Origin of the sequence: Bradyrhizobium sp. 33ap4, from assembly GCF_032654765.1 — a bacterium.
Taxonomy (GTDB): Bacteria; Pseudomonadota; Alphaproteobacteria; order Rhizobiales; family Xanthobacteraceae; genus Bradyrhizobium; species Bradyrhizobium australafricanum.
This window is the reverse complement of sequence record NZ_JAUMTJ010000020.1, coordinates 83,706-104,512: the sequence shown is the minus strand read 5'-3', so window position 1 is coordinate 104,512 and position 20,807 is coordinate 83,706. Positions and strand designations below refer to the sequence as shown.

The following is a 20,807-nucleotide window of genomic DNA, read 5'->3' as shown; positions in this document are numbered from 1 at the left end:
AGCGATTGGGCCATTGCGCACTCATCGAAATGAAGCACGAACCTCATCGATAGTCAGCTTTGGGTTCTGCAGATGAGGAAAGTGCCCAATGCCGGGGAGGAGCGTGAGTTCTGCGTGGATACTTTCGGCGAACTCAAGGCCCATCTCTTTCTTGATGTAGAGGTCCTTCTCGCCCCGAACCACCTTCACCGGAGTCTTGAGCCTGGCCAGTCGCGATTCGAAGTGATCCTGGTCTCGCGTAAAGTGCGAGTAGTAGTGGGAGAAAGCGTCTGCTGTCGTCATCGCGCCCTGGCTCCTGCGCGGGACATGTCGTCCTTGAATTCTCGCGACACTTCGAATTGCGCTTCCTTGGGGCAAGCCTCTTGTGAAGGTGTTCTCAAGGATCTCGTCGCGATTCTGTTCAGGTTGGCGCGGACCTACCTCGCTCCACCGCGGTCATGAGCAACCGCATATCCGTCAAATCGAAGCACAATTCTTAATCTTCGGCGTCGCCGAAGTTTCCTATCGGAAATGACCAATTGTGGCGATCGGTAATGTGAGCGTAGCTTGCTAAGTGCGACGCCATGCTTGCCGATTTTGACTATAAAACAAGAGATTGGAGAATGGCGCCTTAGTGAGAGCGACATTTTTTCGGAGCTATCACGCTATATGCACGCGGATGCCATGGGCCTACGCGAAGTCAAAAATGGGGACACGGCCTGGTCCGAGGAGTCGGGATGAGTGGTTATCTTTCGCCGCATGTTCTATTTGTCGCGCTGACGTTTTTCGTCGCCGGATTCGTCAAGGGCGTGGCGGGAATGGGTTTGCCGACCGTCTCTATGGGCGTCCTCAGCGCGATCATGCCGCCAGTCAGTGCAGCTTCTCTGCTGGTCATTCCATCCTTCGTCACAAACTTTTGGCAGTTGTTTACAGGGCCGAATTTTCTGGGCCTGATTAAAAGACTTTGGGTGATGATGCTCGGCATACTGGTTGGCACCCTTGCCGGCTCGTGGCTTTTGACGAGCGCCAATACCGTATACGCAAGTGTTGGATTGGGTGCCGCCCTGATTATCTTTGCAGTGCACGGCCTATTTGCGAAGCCATTGTCGGTTCCCACGCGCTTCGAACGTTCATTGTCGCCTGTCATCGGGTTGGCAACCGGACTAATCAACGGAGCAACCGGAGTTTTCACGCTTCCCGCCGTTCCTTATCTTCAGGCTCTCGGTCTTTCCAAAAACGATCTCATCCAGGCGCTCGGGCTGTCGTTCACGGTCTCAACAATTGCATTGGCGGCAGGCCTCGCCCGTGGCGGAGCTTTCCATCTTGGAAGTATTACCCTGTCAGTCCTTGCGATCATTCCTGCGTTGCTGGGGATGCACGTCGGAACAATGGTCCGTGGGCGCATAAGCGCGGCAACCTTTCGACGTTGGTTCCTGATCCTTATCGGTATTCTCGGTCTTGAACTCGCTGCTCACCCATTCCTCTTCTGAAGCAGATGACGATGTGCGAGCGTATGACATAGACAGCCACGCCTATTACCGCTCGATGCCAGCTCACACGAGGGGTTGCGGCGGCCATAGCGCTTAAGAGATCGCGACCTTCGGCTCCATAAGCTGCTGCGCAAGCAAGCCGGCGTGCGGTGTGAGCGCAGAGAAGTCACGCGCACAAAGATGAAGCTGCCTTAGCGCCCAGGAGTCTCGAAGGGGCACGATTGTCAAACCGAGGTGGCTTACATCTTTGGCGGAGGCTTCGGGCAAAATGGCGATCCCAACGCCGGACTCAATCATCATTGCGATGTTCTCAATGCGCCTGAGTTGAATGCGGTAGTAAATTTGCCGACCCAGGCGTGCGGCACGTTCTCCTAAATATGCTTCCAATGCAGCGTCGGCCACGCCAACGAACGGCTCATCAACGACATCTGCGAAAGCTATCGATTGGTGATCGCTGATGCGGTGCGTTTCGCTCACAACAGCGACGAGTTGGTCTTGCGCGATAACGTGAGTCTGCAACGCCGCCAGACCAGTGTGGTAAGCTACAATTCCCAGGTCAGCACGACCTTCCAGGATGGCCCGCGCAATCTCGGCGCTCGGTCGTTCATAGAGATCTATTGAAAGATCTGGATAAGCGACCAAGAAACGGCCGAGCCGAGGAGGAAGAAATGCGGCCAACCCGGCCGTGTTGGACAAGAGCCTGATGCGTCCTCTCAGGCCAGTGCCGTAGCTGCGCAACTCACCGCGCATCTGCTCTACCTGATCCAGTATCAACCGTGCATGGCGAACCAGAGCGTCACCGGCCGGCGTCGTAGTGACACCCCGCCTATTTCGCTCCAGGAGCTGGGCGCCAAGCGAAGACTCCATCCCGGAAATGCGTTCGCTCACGGAAGCGAGAGCCAGATTCATGCTCTCGGCTCCCTTGGTGAGGCTGCCCCGCTCCACCACGGTTAAGAACAACCGCATATCCGTCAGATCGAAGCGCAATTTCTCATCCTTCGGCTTGGCCGAACCAATCCATCGGAAATGGCCAATTGTAGCATCTGGTTGGCTTGCTTATCTTACCCCATAGGAGCCCATACTCGCCAAAATTCTCTGTTAATACAATTGGTTGAAGGTGTGGCGTCTTGGTGAAAGCTAGGTTGCCGGCCGCGACATCACGCCATATGCGCGTGGATGCCATCGGCTTGCGCGAAGCTTTCAAATGCCATTGCCAGTCCGAGTGAGTCAAAACAAGGAGATTCACGATGAAGGCGATCATTGTGACGGACCAAGCTGCGGGAACGGCCGGGATGAAGCTGGTGGAACGGCCGGAGCCGCAGGGGGCAGCGCTCGCCAGCCTATCGGGCGCTAATTACGGCGATGTCGTTGTTCAGGTCCATGCGTCGGGATTCACCGGAGATGAACTGGCATGGCCCTCGACCTGGATCGATCGTCTCGGCCGTGACCGGACGCCTTCGATCCCCGGCCACGAGCTGGCCGGAGTGGTCACCGCCCTCAGTTATGGAACAACGGGGCTATCGGTGGGACAGCGGGTGTTCGGCCTCACGGACTGGACTCGCGACGGCACGCTGGCGGAGTATGTGGTCGTCGAGGCCCGCAACCTCGCCGCGCTACCGGGGGACGTTGACTTCACGGTGGGCGCGGCCCTCGTGATGCCGGGCCTGACCGCGTGGCAGGGGCTGTTCGAGCACGGCCGCCTTTGTGCGGGGCAGAGCGTCCTTGTGCACGGTGCGGCTGGCGTGGTCGGTTCGATGGCAACCCAGCTCGCGCGTGAGGCCGGGGCATATGTGATCGGCACCGGACGCGCTGCCGGCCGCCAGACGGCTCTCGACTTCGGCGCGCAGGAGTTCGTCGACCTCGATAACGACGCTCTGGAAGATGTTGGCGGAGTCCATCTGGTTTTCGATGTCCTCGGCGGCGACATCGCGAAGCGGTCTGCAAGCGCGGTTCGAGCCGGGGGAACGCTGGTGACAATCGCAGGCCCGACAGAGGCGCGCCCCGCTGATGGCCGGACGATTGACTTCGTTGTCGAGGCCAATCGCGCCCAACTGAGCGAGATCGTCCAGCGAGTGCGGGACGGACGACTGCGAACGAACATTGGCACTGTCGCAACCCTCGACGATGCTGTCGCTGCCTTCAACCCGACCGAGCGACGGCCGGGGAAGACGATCATTCGCGTTCGTCCGTGAGGACTCGGGAAGGGAGGGCGATTCTTCACCTTCCCGCCTTTTTCGCACGTGGAGATTAGTGAAGGTACTTCTCGTATGTCCCAAATCGACTGGCTAAGCCATCTTCTGCAAATGATGACGGTCACTGGCCAGGTGGAGGCCCGCTGCGTTTATGGCTCACCATGGCGTGTGGATTTCGCTCACTCCGCGGCACACGAAATTCCCTACCACGTTGTGCTAAAAGGCAGTGCCATTATTGAGGATCCGGAAACGGGGACGGCGAGGGAATTGCTGGCCGGGGATATTGTGTTGTTTCCTCACGGGTCGGCACACGCCTTGCACGATGGCAGCGGACGTATGCCGGGTCGAACCTACGAACGCCAAGTTTCCGCAGGATGGATGCTCAGGGAGAACGATGGCGGAGGAGAGCATCTGGACATGTTGTGCGGGCGATTTTTCATCGAACCGCCCCATGATCGGCTGATCCGCGATTATCTACCCAGGACTCTAATGGTACGCGCCATGGCCGGTCGTGGTGAAGCGGGCATCGGGGCAGCTTCGAACCACTTGGCCAGTCTGGTGAGCATGATGCGCATAGAGTCCGCTGGCGAAAGACCAGGAGGGCATGCAATCCTCAACGGACTGACGCTAACGCTGTTCACACTTGCACTGCGCGCGGCAAGTGAGTCTGAACAGGCGCCTGCAGGCCTATTGGCACTTGCCGGCCATTCACGATTGGCACCAGCCATTTCAGCCATGTTCGACAGTCCGGCGCGCCCCTGGAATCTTCAAGATCTGGCTGACTTGTGCAACATGTCTCGCGCAACCCTCGTGCGGCACTTTCAAGACGGGCTGGGCCGTTCTCCTATCGAACTCCTGACAGACATCCGCATGAGCATGGCCGCCAACGAACTGAAGAAGCCGGGAATGTCGACCGAGTTCGTGGCCGATGCAGTCGGGTATCAATCCGTGTCGGCATTCCGGCGTGTTTTCACCGACAAGGTGGGGATGGGGCCGGGGCAATGGCGTCGCTTGGCACGCGAGGGCGAGGACGCGTTCGCTCTCGGTGTACATCCTGGATAAAATACCCGAATATCGAGCTCAACTCGGCGAGAAAACGTCCGCCGTCCCGCGCCGCAATCGGGCGAATCGATCGTCTCGTTGTCTTGATACTTTTAGGTCTTTTATTGAGCAAACCTAGTCTCGAAATCGGTATCGGCTGAGCTTAAAGCGGCAGGTCTTAACTGCCTAACGAGAGAGCCAAACCATGAGCCGCATCGCTATCCCCGCCGTCGAGTCCGCGACCGGCGCCACTGCCGATATTTATGCGCGCGTGAAAAAACTTTCCGGTGGTCGCGTTCCCAATACGTACGCCGCATTGGGCCACCTTATACCGGCGTCTTTGGCCGCCGTGCTCGACGCCCAAGGTACATTGAACGCGGGCAACCTGAGCAGGCAAGAGCACGAAACCATCAAACTGCTAATCAGTGAGAAGACCGGTTGCGACGTTTGCGTGGCTGCGCACAGCTTCGTCGGCAAACTGGCGGGTCTACCGGTCGACGCGCTGCATGCCATTCGCGCAGGGCAGCCCACGGGTGATGCCAAGCGTGATGCCTTGGTGCGCTTCGTATCCCACCTGCATGCCACGAGCGGCACGATCAGCGACGACGAGTTCAATGCCATCCGTGAGGCCGGCTACACCGACACCCAATTGGCGGAAATCTCGCTGACCATTGCACTCGGCATCTTCACCAATACCTTCAACCGTATCAACGGCACCGACGTCGACTTTCCGTCCGTCGAGTAAAACCGCCTCGCAGGGCGGATCAGGCATCGTTCATTCAAGTGTCTTCTGGCTGCTTATACGGGCGGTGAGTGAGAGCAATTCCGCATAGAGCGAAAGCACTCGTGTACCTCAATCTATCCCGTCATCCATAGAGATAATCGTGCCCAACGCAACCACCAAGATCAATGCCGTCATCGAATGTATCTTGAGTCGCCGCTCTAGCAAAGTCTACGATCCAGCCGCCACTCTGAGCGACGATCAGATTCGCGAGCTAGTGCGCATCGGTACGACCGCGCCCACGTCCTTCAACTTGCAGAATTGGCGTTTCATCGCCCTACGTACGCCTGAAGCCAAGGCACGCCTCAGTCCGATCGCTTGGAGCCAGCCGGCGATCATGGATGCAGCAGTCACCTTCATCGTCATTGACAGGTTGGCGGATGCGAACACTCTCCCACAGCGCCTGGCACCTGTCGTGGAAGCCGGGATCATGCCGGCACATATGGTGCCGGAGAGCGAACGCCGCGCACGCAGTCTTTATGACGACCAACCGCAGCGCCAGCGTGACGAAGCCATGCGGACCGCAACCTTTGGCGCAGCGGCGATGATCTATGCCGCTCACTCCTTTGGCCTGGGATCCACACCGATGATCGGTTTTGACGCCGACGCGGTGCACCGCCGAGTTTGGTCTCGGCGAAAACGAAGTGCCCGCCATGTTGTTGACCGTTGGACCGGAGCGAGCTGGGAACTGGCCGCAGAAGCCGCGTATGTCGGTGGCCGATGTGCTTGATCTTCTCTAACCATTTTTAAAAACAATTCCGAATGTCGCCAGGCACGCCAATGCTGTTCCAGCAGGCAGCGCCTCGCACCGTCCTGCTCCATTTACGAAAATCAGGTTGATCACTGTAACGGCAGAGGTGCGAACAGTGTGTCTGCAACTGCGCCATGCAACACGGGGGAGAGAGCGCATCGTCGGTTCGGAGAAAGATGAGCGTATCGAGCCTTTAATTGAGCCGAGTTCGTCTCGAACCACTTAGTGCGTGGCCGTATCTATACCTCTCCAACATGTCGATCAAAGGACCGCTATGACCACCGCCATCGCCGAAAACGCTCAAACTCGCAGTGTTAACGTAGATCTCGTCATAACCAATGAAGTCATCGAAACCATGCTGAGCCGCAGTGCTACGAAGTATTATGATCCTGAGGCTGTTCTGACTGACGAACAGATCACCGCCCTAGTGGAGATCGGGACCTCGGCGCCGACCTCGTTCAACTTCCAGAACTGGCGTTTCGTTGCCGTGCGTTCACCCGAGGCGAAGGAGCGGCTACGCCCGATCGCCTGGAACCAGGCGATTAGCTACGAAGCGGCGGTGACATTCATCATCATCGGCCAGCTCGCTGATGCGAGCACCGTACCCGCGGTCTTTGGCCCGATGGTGAAAGCGGGCTACATGCCGGCGGACCAGCTTCCTGAAGCGGAAAAGGGTGCCCGCGGTATTTACGACGATAACCCGCAGCAGCAACGAGATGAGGCGATGCGCAGCGCAACTTTCGGCGCGGCCGCGATCATTTACGCTGCCCGGTCGATGGGCTGGGGCTCGACCCCGATGATCGGTTTTGACCCCGCCGCGGCGAGAAAGGAATACAACCTCGCCAACAACGAGATCCCCGTGATGCTTCTCGCGGTCGGGCCGATGCGTGATGGGAATTGGCCGTCGAAGCCACGCCGGCCCGTGCTCGACGTCCTGAGCTTCCGTTGAACCCATAGCGGGGCGCACCAACACATACGGAGCTATCGATGTCCAGAATTACAACCCCTAAGCCGGAACACGTCCCGGCGGATTCGAAAACGACGCTCGATGCGTTCACCAAGACTATTGGATTCACCCCCAACATGCTGGCGTGCTTCGCGCAGAGCCCGGTTGCGTTCAACGCGTGGGCCGACCTAATCGGCTCCTTGAGCAAGACGCTTGACGTGAAGACCCGTGACAGCATCGGTCTCGCGGTCTCGGAGGTGAATGGCTGCAACTACTGCCTGACCGTGCACAGCTATACGGCCGAACACATGGCCAAGTTGCCGGCCAATGACATCATCCTTGCGCGCCAGGGTCATGCCTCCGATCCGAAGCGCGACGCCGCCCTCCAGTTCGCGCGCAAGGTCATCCAGTCGCGCGGACAGGTCAGCGACACCGACCTGAAGACCGTGCGCGATGCTGGCTACACGGATGCGAACATCATGGAGATCATCGCCCTGGTGGCCATGTACTCCCTGACGAACTTCTTCAACAACGTGTTCGATCCAGACAAAGACTTCCCTCCCGTAAGCCCGGCTGGGTCGATCTAAGCTAGCGAGCGTAATGTTCGAGTCTGGATGCGCCTCAAGAAAAGTCATTAGGAGCGCATCCAGGCGGGAGCAGTTAATTTTCCGGAGGAAATGTGCCCCAGGCCGATTGGCTGAGCCGGCTTCTGCAAATTATTACCGTCACCGGGCAGCTAGAGATTTGCTGCTCGTATGGTGCGCCGTGGCGTTTGGCCAAGTCTCAGTGTGCGGCACATGAGATTCCTTACCATATCGTGCTCAATGGCCGGACTGTAATCGAGTTTCTTGAGACGGATACTGAAACGGCCAAAGAACTGGTAGGCGGTGATATCATCCTGTTGCCTCATGGGTCGGCCTATGTGCTGCACGATGGCAGTGGAGCTCCAGCGGGGCCGACTGATGTTCGGCAAGGTTCTGGAGGGTGGGCCTTCAAAAAGAATAGTGGCCCGGGTGAGCGTCTAGACATGTTGTGCGGGCGATTTTTCATTGGAGCGCCCCATGATCGCCTGATTCGTAACTGCCTCCCCGCGAAGCTGGTAGTGCGGTCCATAGAGGGGCTTGCTGGGGACGATACTGGGTCAGCTTCGAACCATCTGGCCAATCTCGTGGCGCTGATGCGGATGGAGGCAACAAGCGACAAACCGGGAGGCGATGCCATCCTTCGCGGGCTTTCCTCGGTGCTGTTCACGCTGGTGTTACGTGCAGCGAGCGAATCTGAGTCAGCTCCAGAAGGACTGCTGGCGCTGACGAGTTATTCGCGACTTGCACCGGCTATTGCAGGAATGTTCGGTGATCCGACGCGACACTGGAATCTGATCGATCTCGCTGACTTGTGCGGCATGTCGCGGGCTACCTTCGCGCGTCATTTTCAGGACAAGCTGGGGCGTTCGGCCGCCGATCTGTTGACGGATATCCGGATGAGCTTGGCCGCCAACGAGCTGAAGAAGCCGACGATCAGCATCGAGGTCGTGGCCGAATCGGTCGGGTATCAGTCTGTGGCGGCGTTCCGGCGCGTGTTCATCGACCGAACGGGGACGACACCAGCGCAGTGGCGCCGTTTGGCCCGCGAGAGAGCGAGCAAATAAGTTCGCGTTCGCTGTGCCAATCGGATCAGTCGTCCGGGGGAAGATGAATTGCCCGCGGTCGGATGTTGGGAAGCTGAAGCGCTGGGGCACTCGTTTGGTCGATCTCGGCAAGGATCTCGGCATGAAAGTGTCGACCGCAGAAATCGTCCACCTGCTGGCGAAAATATTCGGTGCCTGATGGGCAACTTCACCGACATCCTCGCTCGTATAGGAAAGCTCTCGACCAGCATTACGAAGCAGCGTCCCTTTCTGGTATTCCGCCAGACCCTCTCCGCCGACCGCTTTGGCCGAACATCGCGAACGCGGTCCTCTTTCTCGCATGCAATCCCTTCTCGACCGGTTCGACCGTCGTCGTCGATGGGGGAGCCACCGTCGCGGCGTGAGCGGCTGCCGGATTGTTGGACCGCTTCGATACGCGCGGCTATCATCGAAGAAAGACCAGATGTTCGCCTATTGAACAAGATAATCGGGAGGTTTGAATGGTCCGCAGGTCGACGGTGCTCGCGATACTCGGTGCTGGAATTCTGTTCGCAGCCGCAGCACCCGCTACAGCACAGCCGGCGGACGTCAATTCGCCCGATCTCGTTCTCGTCAACGGAAGGGTCCTGACCCTTGACGAGCAATCCAGCGTGACCGAAGCGATCGCCGTCCGGGACGGAAAGATTCTCGCGGTCGGAAGCAGCGCGTCCATGCGGGCGCTCGCCGGAGCGCGCACGCAGGTGCTTGATGTATCCGGCAAGACCGTCGTTCCCGGATTGATCGATACGCATGCGCACTTCAAGGCGGCTGGACTTGGCGACTATGTCGTCGTCATGGGCCGGGCGAAGACGGTCGCGGAAGCGCTCGAGGCAATCAAGGCCTTCGTCGCCAAGAAGAAGCCGGGCGAGTGGATCGTTGGGGGAGCGTGGCACCCGCCGTCACAACTCGCCGAGAAGCGCTACCTGACGAGACAGGAGATCGACAGCGTCGCTCCGAACAATCCGGTCTACTTGCGCACCGTCGGGCATTTCTCGATGGCGAACACGATGGCGTTGCAGAAGGCAGGCATCGATAAGACCACCGCAAACCCGGACGGTGGCTTTTTCGAGCGCGACGCGGCCGGCGAACTGACCGGCGTCCTCGTCGAGACCGCGATCGACCGGGTCGAGAAGGCCGTTCCGCCGTGGACCGAAGAGGATGAAATCAGGCAGTTCACACTTGCGGAAGGCGCGCTGAACAGTTTTGGGATCACGAGCGCGGTCGAAGGCGCCACGGAAGCGCGCGACGTCCGTACGCTGCAGAAGCTCGCGGCGTCCGGACAAGCGACGCTGCGGACGGGATTGATGTACAGACCTGAGCCGCCCGCCGATCTAGGCGCCTGGGAAGCGATCATGTCGGCTAATGGCGCTTCGTCCGGCTTCGGCGACGACTGGGTCAGGTTTGCCGGCATCAAGATCTTCTACGATGGCGGCATGACCTTGAAGACGGCGTTGATGCGCGACGTCTATCCGGATTCGCACGACAACTACCACGGCATCGCCCAGCAGACCCCCGAGCGGCTCACGCAACTCGTCTCAATCTGCAATCGCTACGGCTGGCGTGTTGGCGTGCACGTCGTAGGTGATCTCGGCATCGACCAGGTGCTCGACGCCTTCGAGGCGGCCGACAAGGAACGGTCCATAAGCGGCCGTCGTTTTGTTCTCATCCACGCGAGCCTGATCAGACCTGAGCAGATGGAGCGCGCCCACAAGTTGGGGGTCAGGGTCGATTTCAAGAACGTCTTCATGTGGGACAAGGCTGCGACCGTCGAGCGCTTCCTGGGGCGGCCAACAGCCGATCGCGCCGTGCCGACAAAGACCTTGATCGAGAAGATGGGGCTGGACAATCTCGGTGCCGGAACCGACTTCCCGGTCAACCCGATCAACCCGTTCCTCAACATGTACATCATGGTGACGCGGAAGGATCCGAACGGAAGCGTCTACGGTGCGCCGGAAGCTATCAGTCGCGAACAGGCACTCCGCCTCTACACGTCGGCAGCTTCCCGCTACATGTTCGACGAGGCACGCAAGGGTACGATCCAGCCGGGCAAGCTTGCCGACCTCTCGGTCCTTTCCGCGGACTACATGGCCATTCCGGAAGAGCAAATTAAAGACATCAAGGCGGACATCACGCTTGTCGGCGGCAAAATCGTCTTTCAACGTTGACTCGAAGGAGAGGACTAACGCCGAAGCGCGCACTATCGACGTCGCCAGTTCGTCGACGCCGGGCGCCTAGGCCGGAGCACGGCAGTCCGGGGAGCGGAGGAATGCTCCTGACATCTGACGGTATTTTAAGATTTGTGTCAGTGCGGGCACTGTCAGTGTTGGTTGCGCATGCGGCGCGCCATCCAATCGATAGACTCCGATAGGTAGCGGAATTGCCTGCATTCCATGAGGAGCAATTTTTCTTGTGGATTCAAGACCAAAAAAATACGGCGGGTATGCCGTCGGCGTTTGTCCGTCAGATCGAGAAAATTGTGCTTACAGCTCAACGACGTGCCGTCGTTCAAAATGATAGAGTGGGAGTGAGGGGTTCTCCAGCGCGTTAAGCCGTGCGACGGGGGCGAGGATGTTTGACGACGTTCCTAAGCGCCTCGCAGACTATTTGAGAGATGCTGCTTGTGATTTTGATAGGGAGAGCTTCTATTGGTTCGCGGCTGCTTACATCGGCCTATTTTATCTCGGAAAGAATTTAACAAAGGCAGAAACAAGCGATTTTCTAGACCTTCAGCGGACCAGCAGAGGAGGGATTTGGCATGGTTACGTTGGACGCGTGCTGCTTATCGGAGAAACACTCTTTCTGATGCGGTCATGTCCGGGCTTCTCGGAGTTTTGTCGTCGAATGCGTGGACGAGATCTTCGATCCACTTATTACCAGATGTATGCCGCGCGGATGTTTCTTGAGGGTGGCTATGACGTACGAGCTAAGCCCGAGGTAGGAATCAGGCGCGAAGATTTTGATTTTCAAGCGATCGCGGACGGGGAGACAGTGAACGTTGAAGTCACAGCGCTCACCGCAGAGAGTTTTTCCATCCAAACAATCGAAAATGCGCTGAATCACAAGCGAAAGCAACTGCCTGATACAGATGCTTCCATCATTTTTTGCGTGCTGCCGGAAAGCTGGGCCACAACAGAAAATTTGGGGCCGTCTCTTGGCGAACTTACTGAACGATTTTTCCATCGCACGCGCCGAGTAACGGCGGTCGTATTCGTAGTGGAGATGCATGTCAGCGGGACCGATGAGCCAGTTGGGAACTTCTGGATTCATCATGCTTGCCTGTTGCATCCGAACCCGCGTCGACCAATTCGATCGTTTGGATTTTTCGCTAATGATGCCTGGGAGCCGACATATGTGGCCCCGGATGGCTCTCCAACAATGAGACGAGAGAGCGATTTTTTCCGATGGGTAGATAGTATATTTAGCGCCAAGGATATCCGGGTGCATCACCAATCGGCTATCGAACGGCGACGGTTCGTATAACGCAGAACGAATTCGAGCCCATTCACCCAGGCCAAGTAGTTAAGGCGATCGAAGACCTTTGCCGCTACGTCAACCAAAACTGGGACAGCAAAAGTGCGATTGAGCTTTCGTCGTACGTGCTTTGGCGGTTGAATTGGATCCACCCGTTTTTGGACGGAAGCCGCACAACCATCGCGCAGGGAAGGCCGGATGTTTCCGGTTACACCTGTGGTCCTACCCCCGAGCTTCCTACCCATTGCTCGGGGCCCATGGGTGCGATCGGCACCCGGTCTTCCCTGCGCCCTCCGATCGAAGAGGGTGAAACCAACAGCAAAGCTCGGACGATTATCGTCGCGAGAACGTGGTGTCATATCTGACGCTGTTTGAAACCGTTGATCCGAACTGCGCGCTGCCCGTCCGGCGCGGCCAGCGCGTCTCCCCGCCCTTCGAACGGCGCCCGTGCGCCGATCACTGCTCTTTCTTGAACAAATCCTGGAAGATGAGCTGGCCCCAAACGCGGCCGCGTGCGTGCACCAGCGAGCGTAGCCCGGATGAGCCAACGGGTCGCGCGAACGCGCGCCCGATGACGGGCTCCGCGATATCCGGGGCACCTCCTGTCAGCGTGTCACGTGGTGTCCGCATATCGCTTCGCTGATGCGGGCTACTCGCTACCATGGCTTAGAACGATCGAGTTGGAGCAGGGCGTCGCCGCCTCACGTCGATCTGACGTTCGGGCCATCTATGCCGGCAGAAGTCCCGCGGCGCGATAGCTGTCGATCATCGAGTCGTAGAGCGAAATATCGGAGCGGCTTCTGGCGACGAGCTGCGCGCCGGCGACGGCGGCGAAGATGGCGCGGGCCCGCTGTTCGCTCTTTCTCGAACTGACCAGGCCCGCGGCCACCAACAGCTTGCTCAGCCACGCCACGTTGACGTCGGCAAAGGTCTGGACCTCCTTCTTCACTGCGTCCGGCAGGTCGTCGACTTCCGCCGACATGAAGCTGCAGAGGCACATGCGGTTGTTGCTCTCGAGCGCTTTGCGAAACACATCGGGATATCGACGCAGGCAGCGGACAGGATCGGCCGTTTCTGCCAGCATCGCCTCGAGTTGGGCGGCGGTGTCTTCCCAGTAGCGCCGCGCGACGGCCACGCCGAGATCGGCCTTGCTCGGAAAATGGTGATAGATGCTGGCGGCCTTGATCCCGACTTCGTCCGCGAGATCGCGGAAATTCAAGCCGCCATAGCCGCGCGCCTGCGCGGTCCGCTTTGCTGCCGCCAGGATGGCCTCCCGAGAGCTCGAACTCACTTCGTCGCCTCACTGCTTCGTTATCTACCAAGTGACAGATAGGCGTTGACCGGCCCGATTTGAAGGCTAGTTTTAGCCTACCAAGTGACAGGTAGACAAAGGAGTCCTGATGAAGATTTACGATTGGCCGACTGGCCCATATCCGGCTCGTGTTCGCATCGCCCTCGCCGAGAAGGACCTGCGGTCGCAAGTGGAGTTCGTACTGGTCGATCTCTACAAGGGCGAGCACAAGCAGCCCGAATTCCTCGCCAAGAACTACTCCGGCACGCTGCCGGTGCTCGAACTCGACGACGGGACCTTTATTGGCGAGTGCACGGCCATCACCGAGTACCTTGACGCGCTCGATGGCGCGCCGATGCTGACCGGCAGGACGCCGCGCGAAAACGGCGTGATTCACATGATGAGCAAGCGCGCCGAACTGGAGCTGCTCGACGCCATCAGTGTCTATTTCCACCACGCCACGCCGGGTCTCGGGCCTCATGTCGAGATCTATCAGAACCCCGAATGGGGATTCCGTCAGCGCGACAAGGCCCTCAGGGGGATGCACTACTTTGACGGCATTCTGAAAGGACAGCCGTTCGTCGCCGGCGAGGCGTTCACGATGGCCGATATCACCCTCATCGGCGGCTTGATCTTCGCGGGACTGGTGAACGTGCCGGTGCCGGTCGAGTGCGAGGCTCTCTTGGCATGGTATGCAGCGATGCAGGAGCGTCCTAGCGTCAAGAACCGGATAACGATGTCCGAGCCGATCGAGGCATCTTGATCGAGATCGCAGTTTGCGAACGCCGCCCTCGCGAGTCTTACGCGAGGGCGGATCGCCAGGATAGCAAGCGTAGCCCGGATGAGCGCAGCGACATCCGGCGTTTTCCGATCGGCGCTCCGCGTCTTGTCCCGCATGTCGCTCCGCTCATGCGGGCTACGGGTCGCAAATCCGTTACTGCTCCTTCTTGAACAAATCCTGGAAGATGAGCGGGCCCCAAGTGCGGCCGCGTGCGTGCACCAGCGCGCCACCCTCGTTGAGCCTTCCCAGCTTAACGGGTGCGAACCCGAGTTGCTTCGCCAAGGCCGCCACAGGCGCGACCGCGTCCTCGTCGTCGCTCGACAGCAAGACGACCCGGTGGCCACCCTCGACGATCGGATCGGCCGCCAGCTTGGCCGCAACCAGGTGATTGAACCCTTTCACGAAGCTGGCGCCGGTGAACGCCTTCGCGACGAAGGCGGAGGACGGGAGGCCGTCCAGCTCTTCAGGGACTGGAAACGCGTTCATCGCGTCGATCACCGTCTTGCCTTTCCAGCTCGGCAGGGCCTTCGCAACCTCGCGATGCTCCCCGAACGGGACCGCCAGGATGATTGTGTCGGCCTCGAGTGCTTCCCGCAACGACTTGGCGACGACCGTGGGTCCAATCGCCCGCGCCTGCGGCGCCAACGCCTCGGGCGGCCGGCGGCTCGCGACGGTCACGTTGATGTTCTTACGGGCGAAGGCGTGGGCGAGGGCCTGGCCTACCTTACCGAATCCTACAATCGCGTAGCTCATGGTGCTTCTCCGATCCGTGTTGGTGTTGATTCGATTTCAGATGGCCGAAAAACCGCCGTCGACAGACAACTCCACCCCATTCACGAAGCTCGAATCGTCTGAGGCAAGAAACAGCGCGGCCGCCGCAATTTCCTCGGGACGACCCATCTTTCCCCGCGGGATCAGGGATTCGAACATCCGTTTCGCCGCCGCGTCGAGAACCTGGTCCTGCATCGGTGTGGCGATCGGCCCCGGGCTCAGCACGTTCACCCGGATATTCCTGCCCTTCAGTTCGTTGAGCCAGGTGCGTGCGAATGAGCGCAACGCCGCCTTGCTCGCCGCATACACACCGTAACCGGGAAAACCTTTTACCGAAGCGACCGACCCGGTCATGAAGATCGAGCCGCCATCGCTGAACAGCGGCAACGCCTTCTGAACCGCAAACAGCGTGCCGCGCGTATTCAGGTCGAAGGTCGCATCGAAATGCCGCTCGGTAATCTCGCCCAGTGGGATGGCTTCGCCGATGCCGGCGCTCGCGTACAGGACGTCGATCTTGCCCTTTTCCCGCTTGACCGTGTCGAACAGACGGTCGAGGTCGTCGAGATTGGCCGCGTCGCCGCGCACGCCGGTCACGTTCCGGCCGATCAGCCTGACCGCCTCGTCGAGCGCCTCCTGCCTTCGGCCCGTGATGAAAACATAGGCGCCTTCTTCAACGAACCGCCTGGCGCTCGCCAGCGCCATGCCGCTCGATCCACCCGTGATGACTGCAATCTTACCCTCAAGCTTTCCCATGAGTTCTCCTTTCGTCGTGTCGGACAGCGTCTCTGGTCCCATCTGCGAGATGGCCCCCGAGAACCTCGACGTAGCTCCGCCGGCGTCAGGCGTTGAGTGCGGAAGCGCGCACATCGGTGGTGCGAAATCGATCCGGCCGGATGACTGACGCCAGCCGCGACGATCGCTGTTCGCCGTTCGGAATTGGGCCGCGCTTGTCGGCGTGGCTATTCGGCTTGGGCTATGATGATCGCCCGTGCTACCCACACACGGAGATGCTGTCCGACGTATTGGACACGGGCTTTGAAAGGCGCACCCCAGCGGTGCTGGATTTGCACCATGATCGACTGGGATGACGTTCGCTACTTTCTTGCCGTCGCGCGCGGAGGCTCGGTGCGGGCTGCCGCCGAACGGCTCGGGGTGAACCACTCGACCGTTCTGCGACGCGTCGCCCAGCTGGAGGAGCGGCTCGGAGCGCAGATGTTCGAGAAGCTGCCTTCGGGTTACCGCCTGACGGCTGCGGGGGAGGAGGTCCTCGAACTCGCGGACCAGATGGAAGCGTCGTCGCACCAGCTGGAGACGCGCGTCTTCGGCAGCGACCAGGGCGTGCGCGGGCTTCTGCGGGTGACGCTGGCACCGACCCTCGCGACACACCTGCTCATGCCGGACTTCTCCGATTTCGCGCGACTGCATCCGGACATCGAGATGGAAATCTTGTCGTCCGGCGAGCTGGCAAATCTGACCAACCGGGAGGCCGACGTCGCGATCCGCGTCGTCTACGACCGCAAAACCCTGCCGCTCAATCTTCACGGCCTGAAGGGACCGGAGCTGTTCGGAGGTATCTACATATCCCGCGATCGACTGGCCGCGTGGCGTGCGGGCGCGCCTGATCCCGTCAGGTGGATCGTCATAAGTATTCACGGAATCCCGGACTGGGCTCACGAGGGTGAGGTGCGCGCCGCCGAGGTTCCGTTCCGGGCCACAGATGCCGCGGCGCAGATCGTCGCGGTGCAGCAGGGGATTGGCATGACGACGCTGCCGTGCTTCGTCGGAGATGCCGACCCGCTGCTGGTGAGAGTGCCGGGCACCGACTTGCACATGTACGGTACGCTCTGGCTTCTCACACAGGGAGAGACACGCAAGACGAAGCGCGTGCGGCTCTTCACCGAGTTCGTATCCCGCAGGCTCACGGCATACGCTCCGCTTCTCGCCGGGCTGTCCGTATCACGCGACTGACGCGCGGGCAGGTCGCCGATGGCGCTTGCCGCAATCCGATCGGAAGCCGAGCCGCGATTGCACCAAGCGAAATCGCGGTCAATCCCTTGCGCTGCTGACGGTAGCAAGCGTAGCCCGGATGAGCGAAGCGATATCCGGGGCATCTTCTATCGTGTGTCGCGTGGAGTCCCGCATATCGCTGCGCTCATGCGGGCTACTCACTGTTTCAGCGGAGCGATGGCACATCGCGCCGGTCAAGCAGCTAGGAGGCCGCTCGACCGATCGATGCGCGCCACGCGATCAATATGGACCCGGCTCGCAGGGGACATTGTTGCCGGTCCAGGGCGCGGTGGCGAATGAACCGACGCGCGGCGCCGGAATGCAGGCGCGACCGTCGACATAGACGTGGTCGGTCGGCGCGGCGGCGCTCGCCTCCGCGACGTGGCGGGACATCGCGTGGGTTTCACGCGCCATTGCCGGCGACGCGATCATGGCAACCGCGATCAAGGAAGCCGACAGGAGTTTGACGTTGGTCATGGAGTTTCTCCGTGTTGTTTATGGGGCCAAGGAGTCTGGCCTCGTCAGATATTTGTGCGCGGCATCGGCGGACTTGAATGCAATCATCACTCACGCCGGCTCAACGCTGCGTGAGCAACGAGATCCTCGCCGTTGTGTCACGCGATGCAGACCATCACCGACAGTCCGGATGAACGAAGCGTAATCCATCACGTCTTCGGGTGATGATCGTGAGGGTGCGTTACGTCCGCGTTGGCACTCCTACGGGTTCAGCAAGCGGAGCCCGGATGAGCGAAGCGACATCCGGGGCGTGTCGTGGCGTTCCGCATATCGCTGCGCTCATGCGGGCTACCCGCTGGCGAACGCGTCCTGCGTGCCCAGGAACGTTCGGACGCAAACGCCGCACAAAACTCCGTCACGGCGCGAGCTCGGCTCGGACCTCGCCGAGCAGCGCCATGCCGCCGAGCCGGCCCAGTTCGTCCGAACATTTTGCGCTCTTGCCGTAGCAGCAGAACGCGACCGTGACGCGCTCTGAAAGCGGTCCGATGCAGGGCAGGCCGCTGTCGCCGAAGGTGGTCATGCAGGGCACGACGCGGCGTTCCTCGAAAGCGAGGTCGCGAATGCGTTCAAGGATCTGTCCTTGAAGCCGATCGGCGACTTCAATCGATCCGCCCGAGCGGAACCAGTCCTTGATATCGGCCTCGCTGCCGAGCGGAAGATCGACCGGATCGCCGCCGAGCTTCAGCCAGGTCTGGCCGTCCGGATAGCGGATCGGAGGCAGGATGTAGGGATTGTCGCCCTTGGGCCCGAGACAACGCATCGACGGCATTCCGGCCAGGCGTTGAACCTCCGCCGCACCAAGCCGGAACAGCGCCGCGGTCCGCCCATAGACCGTAAAGCCCAGGGAGCGGCCGAGCAGCGATTGGGTGTGCCCGCCCGCCGCAACCAGAACGCGCTCGGCCTCGACGCTCCCCGATCGCGTCCGGATCGTGACGCCGGAGCCGCTTTCCGAAATCCCCAGCGCGGGTTCGTCGATGATCCGGGCGCCGGCGCGCTCCGCCGTGATCGTCTGCGCGCGGACCAGACGGCGCGGGCTGATGTATCCGGCATTGCGCGGCTCGAAATAGCCCTGCATTCCCGCCGTCGATTTCAGAAGCGGAAAGCGCTCCGCGAGCCCCGCATCATGATAGGCTTCACACCGGATCCCGTCTTCGGCACAGATCCTGCCGATCGAAGCAACATCAGTGGTTTCGCTGCGGCCGATGTGAAGCGCACCGGCTTCCCGATAGAACTCCACGCCGCTCTCCGCTGAAATCTCGCCGTAGCGCGAAATCGCAGCGCGGTTCGCTTGCCGCCAGAACGCCCCTGGATCGTAACTCCGCGTGATGCGGCCCTCGTCATAGTGGCTGCCCAAGACGCCGCCATGGCGCGAAAAATCCGCCGGCTCATCGGGCCCGATCAGCGCAACATCGTGGCCCACCTTGCTCAGATGCCGCGCAGCCGCCGATCCGATCAGGCCGCGTCCGATCACCGCAAGTTTGATCGCTTGATTGGTGCTCACGAAGAAGTCCTGCGCTCTGCCTGCATCGGCGGTGTGACCATGTCATTTCCGATGCTCCGGCAGCAAGCATAATCCAGCCGAGCGCAGGTGGACCGGCGAAGCGTAATCCGCCACATCTTGAAGCCGGGCGCGAGGCAGCAGGTTACGCGTTCGGCTAACCCGGCGCCGATTTCCCGCGAGACTCTTCGCGACTGCCGGGAAGTCGGCGCAAGCCGGCGTCTGACGACGCTGTTTTTCCGCGCGAACGCTCCACCGAGCGAACTTGAAACAAATAGTCACGGTGATTTCACTCGCTCTGAACGACGTTGTATGAAAGGATGCAACCAAGGGTCAACATAGTGCATCTTCACCGGCAGGAGGGCGAAATGAGCGACCAGATGATCGAGGCGACGACAAGTCCGGCACAGATCGTTCAACAGGCGGCCGAAAAATATCTCGGCATCAGCAACGCCCCTGGCTGCTGCATCGCGGTCTATGACGAAAAGTCGTTCGGCACCAAGGGCTACGCCTACCCCAAGGGACTGTCAGGCGTGGCCGGCTCTTCGCCCGCGCCATTCAGTGTCACGACCGACACGGTGTTCGAGATCGGATCGGTGACCAAGGTGTTCACCAGCACATTGCTGACGGTGGCGGTCAAGGCGGGTGGGCCTTCTCTTGACGATACCATCGGCCCTTATCTGAACCTCTTCAGCGCGAACGCGGTGGGAACGCCGGTGCTGGACGCCATCCAGCTCGTGCAATTCGCCACCCATACCTCCGGCATGCCGGAGCAGCCGGGGGACGGCTTGACTGGCTACAGCGAGCAGCTGTTTGCGGACGAGCCGCCCTCCAGTGAACTCATCAACTGGTGGAATCAATATGATACGCCGCCGCAGGGCTGCTGGCAGTATTCCAACATCGGCTTCGTGACCCTGGGCTTTGCGGTCACGCAGATGTTTGCGAAAGACAAGGGCCATAACTACAACGAAATTTTGGCCGAATACATCACCGGTCCGCTCGGCATGAAGCAGACCGGAGCGGTGCTCAATTCGTCGTGGAAGATCGCGCAGGGATGTATCGGGCATTGGAGCAAGAGCTCCGAGCCGCCATATCCGATCGTCTTCGACCGCAACACGCCGACCGGCGGCACGGCCTTTGATCTGAAGACCACCGGCGACGACATGATCAAGTTCCTTGCGGCGCAGATCGCGGCGCCGAAGGGGCCGCTCGGGTCGCAGATCGCACTGACGCAGCAGAACCAGGGGACATTCCCCATCTGCGGGGAGAAGACCAGCGTCACCATGGGCCTCGCCTGGCAGCTCACCACGGACACGCAGGGCCATACCGTTTTCACAAAGAACGGCGCGACGAGCAGAGGCGGATTCGAAGCGGTCGTGATCGTCGTGCCGGAACTGAAATGCGGTGTCGCGGTGCTGAGCAACCAGTATTTCGATGCGTCGGGCGTGCACCCCGCGGGGATCGCACCCGGCCGCACCGCACTGGAGATTATCTCGCAGCTTCATCCAGGATTCGAACTAACCGAACCGCTGCCAGAACACGATCCATTCGACTAGCAAACCTGGCCCGGACGAGTGCAGCGATGTCCGGGGGCTTTGCCGTCCGCGCAAGGGCGCTGTCCCTGTT

The 20,807-nt window shown here is 60.2% G+C and carries 20 protein-coding genes and 2 pseudogenes; 14 read left to right on the top strand and 8 right to left on the bottom strand.

Annotated features, from left to right (window positions below; all coding sequences use genetic code 11):
* Window positions 1-21 precede the first annotated feature (21 nt).
* On the bottom strand, window positions 22-282 hold the full coding sequence (locus Q2M23_RS17475; protein WP_194295337.1) for an alpha/beta fold hydrolase: 261 nt from the start codon (window positions 280-282) through the stop codon (window positions 22-24).
* A 434-nt stretch (window positions 283-716) separates the two neighbouring features.
* On the opposite strand from Q2M23_RS17475, the gene Q2M23_RS17470 reads away from it, so the two are divergent.
* Window positions 717-1,469: a sulfite exporter TauE/SafE family protein gene (locus Q2M23_RS17470; RefSeq protein WP_076826628.1), complete on the top strand. Its 753-nt coding sequence runs from the start codon at window positions 717-719 to the stop codon at window positions 1,467-1,469.
* A 93-nt stretch (window positions 1,470-1,562) separates the two neighbouring features.
* On the opposite strand, the gene Q2M23_RS17465 is transcribed toward Q2M23_RS17470, so the two are convergent.
* Window positions 1,563-2,456 (bottom strand): LysR substrate-binding domain-containing protein, encoded by an 894-nt coding sequence (locus Q2M23_RS17465; RefSeq protein WP_141339943.1) that lies wholly within the window; start codon window positions 2,454-2,456, stop codon window positions 1,563-1,565.
* Window positions 2,457-2,716: 260 nt separating this feature from the next.
* Between Q2M23_RS17465 and Q2M23_RS17460 the strand changes: the two genes are divergently transcribed.
* The 10 genes and pseudogenes from Q2M23_RS17460 to Q2M23_RS17415 all read left to right on the top strand — a co-directional run bounded on the left by Q2M23_RS17460 (window position 2,717) and on the right by Q2M23_RS17415 (window position 12,682).
* Complete coding sequence (locus tag Q2M23_RS17460) at window positions 2,717-3,661, top strand: NADP-dependent oxidoreductase (RefSeq protein ID WP_076826631.1); 945 nt, start codon at window positions 2,717-2,719, stop codon at window positions 3,659-3,661.
* A 75-nt stretch (window positions 3,662-3,736) separates the two neighbouring features.
* On the top strand, window positions 3,737-4,723 hold the full coding sequence (locus Q2M23_RS17455) for an AraC family transcriptional regulator (protein WP_076826633.1): 987 nt from the start codon (window positions 3,737-3,739) through the stop codon (window positions 4,721-4,723).
* Between the two features lie 184 nt (window positions 4,724-4,907).
* Window positions 4,908-5,447: a carboxymuconolactone decarboxylase family protein gene (locus Q2M23_RS17450; RefSeq protein ID WP_076826635.1), complete on the top strand. Its 540-nt coding sequence runs from the start codon at window positions 4,908-4,910 to the stop codon at window positions 5,445-5,447.
* A 127-nt stretch (window positions 5,448-5,574) separates the two neighbouring features.
* Window positions 5,575-6,223, top strand: a pseudogene (locus tag Q2M23_RS17445) (nitroreductase family protein).
* A gap of 285 nt (window positions 6,224-6,508) precedes the next feature.
* Window positions 6,509-7,183 (top strand): nitroreductase family protein, encoded by a 675-nt coding sequence (locus tag Q2M23_RS17440; protein WP_076826637.1) that lies wholly within the window; start codon window positions 6,509-6,511, stop codon window positions 7,181-7,183.
* Between the two features lie 38 nt (window positions 7,184-7,221).
* Complete coding sequence (locus Q2M23_RS17435; RefSeq protein WP_076826639.1) at window positions 7,222-7,767, top strand: carboxymuconolactone decarboxylase family protein; 546 nt, start codon at window positions 7,222-7,224, stop codon at window positions 7,765-7,767.
* 92 nt (window positions 7,768-7,859) lie between these two features.
* Entirely contained in the window at window positions 7,860-8,828 is a 969-nt protein-coding gene (locus Q2M23_RS17430; protein WP_076826641.1) for an AraC family transcriptional regulator, read from the top strand.
* 479 nt (window positions 8,829-9,307) lie between these two features.
* Entirely contained in the window at window positions 9,308-11,011 is a 1,704-nt protein-coding gene (locus Q2M23_RS17425) for an amidohydrolase (RefSeq protein ID WP_316396230.1), read from the top strand.
* A gap of 403 nt (window positions 11,012-11,414) precedes the next feature.
* Window positions 11,415-12,326 carry a hypothetical protein gene (locus Q2M23_RS17420; protein ID WP_316396229.1) on the top strand — a complete coding sequence of 304 codons (912 nt, stop codon included), beginning with the start codon at window positions 11,415-11,417 and terminating at the stop codon, window positions 12,324-12,326.
* The gene (locus Q2M23_RS17415; RefSeq protein WP_141342128.1) at window positions 12,296-12,682 is read left to right on the top strand and encodes a Fic family protein; all 387 of its coding nucleotides are present in this window, start codon (window positions 12,296-12,298) and stop codon (window positions 12,680-12,682) included. Before Q2M23_RS17420 ends, Q2M23_RS17415 begins: the two co-directional genes overlap by 31 nt.
* 91 nt (window positions 12,683-12,773) lie before the next feature.
* On the opposite strand, the pseudogene Q2M23_RS17410 reads toward Q2M23_RS17415, so the two are convergent.
* Both Q2M23_RS17410 and Q2M23_RS17405 read right to left on the bottom strand, forming a co-directional pair.
* A pseudogene (locus Q2M23_RS17410) lies at window positions 12,774-12,842 on the bottom strand (NADP oxidoreductase coenzyme); the annotation flags it as partial.
* Between the two features lie 202 nt (window positions 12,843-13,044).
* Window positions 13,045-13,608 carry a TetR/AcrR family transcriptional regulator gene (locus Q2M23_RS17405; RefSeq protein WP_316396228.1) on the bottom strand — a complete coding sequence of 188 codons (564 nt, stop codon included), beginning with the start codon at window positions 13,606-13,608 and terminating at the stop codon, window positions 13,045-13,047.
* Window positions 13,609-13,717: 109 nt separating this feature from the next.
* Here Q2M23_RS17405 and Q2M23_RS17400 point away from each other — a divergent pair, with 109 nt between their 5' ends.
* Window positions 13,718-14,371 (top strand): glutathione S-transferase, encoded by a 654-nt coding sequence (locus Q2M23_RS17400; protein ID WP_316396227.1) that lies wholly within the window; start codon window positions 13,718-13,720, stop codon window positions 14,369-14,371.
* A gap of 171 nt (window positions 14,372-14,542) precedes the next feature.
* On the opposite strand, the gene Q2M23_RS17395 is transcribed toward Q2M23_RS17400, so the two are convergent.
* On the bottom strand, window positions 14,543-15,142 hold the full coding sequence (locus Q2M23_RS17395; protein WP_410469733.1) for an NADPH-dependent F420 reductase: 600 nt from the start codon (window positions 15,140-15,142) through the stop codon (window positions 14,543-14,545).
* A 36-nt stretch (window positions 15,143-15,178) separates the two neighbouring features.
* Window positions 15,179-15,913 (bottom strand): SDR family NAD(P)-dependent oxidoreductase, encoded by a 735-nt coding sequence (locus Q2M23_RS17390; protein WP_316396226.1) that lies wholly within the window; start codon window positions 15,911-15,913, stop codon window positions 15,179-15,181.
* Window positions 15,914-16,231: 318 nt separating this feature from the next.
* On the opposite strand from Q2M23_RS17390, the gene Q2M23_RS17385 reads away from it, so the two are divergent.
* The gene (locus Q2M23_RS17385; RefSeq protein WP_316396224.1) at window positions 16,232-17,128 is read left to right on the top strand and encodes a LysR family transcriptional regulator; all 897 of its coding nucleotides are present in this window, start codon (window positions 16,232-16,234) and stop codon (window positions 17,126-17,128) included.
* 279 nt (window positions 17,129-17,407) lie between these two features.
* Here the strand turns inward: Q2M23_RS17385 and Q2M23_RS17380 are convergent, their stop codons facing one another.
* Together Q2M23_RS17380 and Q2M23_RS17375 are read right to left on the bottom strand one after the other, a co-directional pair.
* A complete protein-coding gene (locus Q2M23_RS17380) occupies window positions 17,408-17,644 on the bottom strand; it encodes a hypothetical protein (protein ID WP_316396222.1) in 237 nt (78 codons plus the stop codon).
* 394 nt (window positions 17,645-18,038) lie between these two features.
* Window positions 18,039-19,184: an NAD(P)/FAD-dependent oxidoreductase gene (locus Q2M23_RS17375; protein WP_316396220.1), complete on the bottom strand. Its 1,146-nt coding sequence runs from the start codon at window positions 19,182-19,184 to the stop codon at window positions 18,039-18,041.
* Window positions 19,185-19,561: 377 nt separating this feature from the next.
* Between Q2M23_RS17375 and Q2M23_RS17370 the strand changes: the two genes are divergently transcribed.
* Complete coding sequence (locus Q2M23_RS17370; protein WP_316396219.1) at window positions 19,562-20,737, top strand: serine hydrolase domain-containing protein; 1,176 nt, start codon at window positions 19,562-19,564, stop codon at window positions 20,735-20,737.
* The last annotated feature ends 70 nt before the right edge of the window (window positions 20,738-20,807 follow it).

Excerpts from the sequence above, each read along its gene's own strand:
- Q2M23_RS17395 (WP_410469733.1), bottom strand. The coding sequence starts at position 15,142 with ATGAGCTACGCGATTGTAGGATTCGGTAAGGTAGGCCAGGCCCTCGCC.
- Q2M23_RS17425 (WP_316396230.1), top strand. The coding sequence starts at position 9,308 with ATGGTCCGCAGGTCGACGGTGCTCGCGATACTCGGTGCTGGAATTCTG.
- Q2M23_RS17470 (WP_076826628.1), top strand. The coding sequence starts at position 717 with ATGAGTGGTTATCTTTCGCCGCATGTTCTATTTGTCGCGCTGACGTTT.
- Q2M23_RS17385 (WP_316396224.1), top strand. The coding sequence starts at position 16,232 with ATGATCGACTGGGATGACGTTCGCTACTTTCTTGCCGTCGCGCGCGGA.
- Q2M23_RS17450 (WP_076826635.1), top strand. The coding sequence starts at position 4,908 with ATGAGCCGCATCGCTATCCCCGCCGTCGAGTCCGCGACCGGCGCCACT.
- Q2M23_RS17460 (WP_076826631.1), top strand. The coding sequence starts at position 2,717 with ATGAAGGCGATCATTGTGACGGACCAAGCTGCGGGAACGGCCGGGATG.
- Q2M23_RS17440 (WP_076826637.1), top strand. The coding sequence starts at position 6,509 with ATGACCACCGCCATCGCCGAAAACGCTCAAACTCGCAGTGTTAACGTA.
- Q2M23_RS17390 (WP_316396226.1), bottom strand. The coding sequence starts at position 15,913 with ATGGGAAAGCTTGAGGGTAAGATTGCAGTCATCACGGGTGGATCGAGC.
- Q2M23_RS17420 (WP_316396229.1), top strand. The coding sequence starts at position 11,415 with ATGTTTGACGACGTTCCTAAGCGCCTCGCAGACTATTTGAGAGATGCT.
- Q2M23_RS17455 (WP_076826633.1), top strand. The coding sequence starts at position 3,737 with ATGTCCCAAATCGACTGGCTAAGCCATCTTCTGCAAATGATGACGGTC.
- Q2M23_RS17435 (WP_076826639.1), top strand. The coding sequence starts at position 7,222 with ATGTCCAGAATTACAACCCCTAAGCCGGAACACGTCCCGGCGGATTCG.
- Q2M23_RS17380 (WP_316396222.1), bottom strand. The coding sequence starts at position 17,644 with ATGACCAACGTCAAACTCCTGTCGGCTTCCTTGATCGCGGTTGCCATG.
- Q2M23_RS17475 (WP_194295337.1), bottom strand. The coding sequence starts at position 282 with ATGACGACAGCAGACGCTTTCTCCCACTACTACTCGCACTTTACGCGA.
- Q2M23_RS17400 (WP_316396227.1), top strand. The coding sequence starts at position 13,718 with ATGAAGATTTACGATTGGCCGACTGGCCCATATCCGGCTCGTGTTCGC.
- Q2M23_RS17370 (WP_316396219.1), top strand. The coding sequence starts at position 19,562 with ATGATCGAGGCGACGACAAGTCCGGCACAGATCGTTCAACAGGCGGCC.